Below are 1,666 nucleotides of genomic sequence, written 5' to 3'. Positions count from 1 at the left end.
CCTCGACGGCACCACGCCGATCGGCACCGCCGTCGTGCAGGGCAATGGCAGCTGGAGCACCACGGTCAGCCTCAACAACGGCAGCAACTCGCTGACCGCCCGGGTGAACGATGCCGCCGGCAACACCGCCACCAGCAGCGCGGTGGTCTACACGCTCAGCACCACCGGGCCGACAGTGACCGAGACCCTCACCGTCGACACCGGCAGCTCGGCCATCGACCACGTCACCGCCAACCCGGCGCTGAGCGGCACCGGGCTTGCCAACACCGTGGTCCACTTCACCATTGACGGCACTCCGGTCGCGGCCACCGCCACCACCGAGGCGCAAGGGGCGTGGTCGTTCCTCCCGAGCGGGCTGGCCGATGGATCGCACACCATCGTCGCAAGCCAGACCGACAGCTTCGGCAACACCGGTTCGGCCGCGCTGAGCTTCACCCTGGACACGACTGCGCCGACGGTTGCCATCACCAGCGCCGGCGGACCAGTCAACCAGGCCAGCCAGACCATCACCGGCACGGTCGACGTCGCCGACGCCGGCGCCAGCGTCACCATCCTCGACGGCGCCACGCCGATCGGCACCGCCATCGTGCAAGGTAATGGCAGCTGGAGCACCACGGTCAGCCTCAACAACGGCAGCAACTCGCTGACCGCCCGGGTGAACGATGCCGCCGGCAACACCGCCACCAGCAGCGCGGTGGTCTACACGCTCAGCACCACCGGGCCGACAGTGACCGAGACCCTGGTCGCCGACACCGGCACCTCGGCCATCGACCACGTCACCGCCAACCCGGCGCTGAGCGGCACCGGGCTTGCCAACACCGTGGTGCACTTCACCATTGACGGCACTCCGGTCGCGGCCACGGCCACCACCGAGGCGCAAGGGGCGTGGTCGTTCCTCCCGAGCGGGCTGGCCGATGGATCGCACACCATCGTCGCAAGCCAGACCGACAGCTTCGGCAACACCGGTTCGGCCGCGCTGAGCTTCACCCTGGACACGACTGCGCCGACGGTTGCCATCACCAGCGCCGGCGGACCGGTCAACCAGGCCAGCCAGACCATCACCGGCACGGTCGACGTCGCCGACGCCGGCGCCAGCGTCACCATCCTCGACGGCACCACGCCGATCGGCACCGCCGTCGTGCAGGGCAATGGCAGCTGGAGCACCACGGTCAGCCTCAACAACGGCAGCAACTCGCTGACCGCACGGGTGAGCGATGCCGCCGGCAACACCGCCACCAGCAGCGCGGTGGTCTACACGCTCAGCACCACCGGGCCGACAGTGACCGAGACCCTCACCGTCGACACCGGCAGCTCGGCCATCGACCACGTCACCGCCAACCCGGCGCTGAGCGGCACCGGGCTTGCCAACACCGTGGTCCACTTCACCATTGACGGCACTCCGGTCGCGGCCACCGCCACCACCGAGGCGCAAGGGGCGTGGTCGTTCCTCCCGAGCGGGCTGGCCGATGGATCGCACACCATCGTCGCAAGCCAGACCGACAGCTTCGGCAACACCGGTTCGGCCTCGCTGAGCTTCACCCTGGACACGGCGGCGCCGACGGTTGCGATCACCAGCACCGGCGGACCGGTCAACCAGGCCAGCCAGACCATCACCGGCACGGTCGACGTCGCCGACGCCGGCGCCAGCGTCACCATCCTCGACGGC

1 protein-coding gene is annotated in these 1,666 nt (G+C 69.9%); it reads left to right on the top strand.

Translation table 11 applies throughout. The annotated features are described in order from the left end of the window. Nucleotides 1-1,666, top strand: a 1,666-nt coding sequence (locus IVB42_RS03295; RefSeq protein WP_249808059.1) for an Ig-like domain-containing protein, incomplete at both ends; no start/stop codon positions are given.

It is taken from the genome of Bradyrhizobium sp. 45 (genome assembly GCF_023073155.1).
Lineage (GTDB): Bacteria > Pseudomonadota > Alphaproteobacteria > Rhizobiales > Xanthobacteraceae > Bradyrhizobium > Bradyrhizobium canariense_D.
The sequence above is the reverse complement of the archived record's forward strand: the minus strand, read 5'-3'. Positions and strand labels throughout refer to the sequence as shown.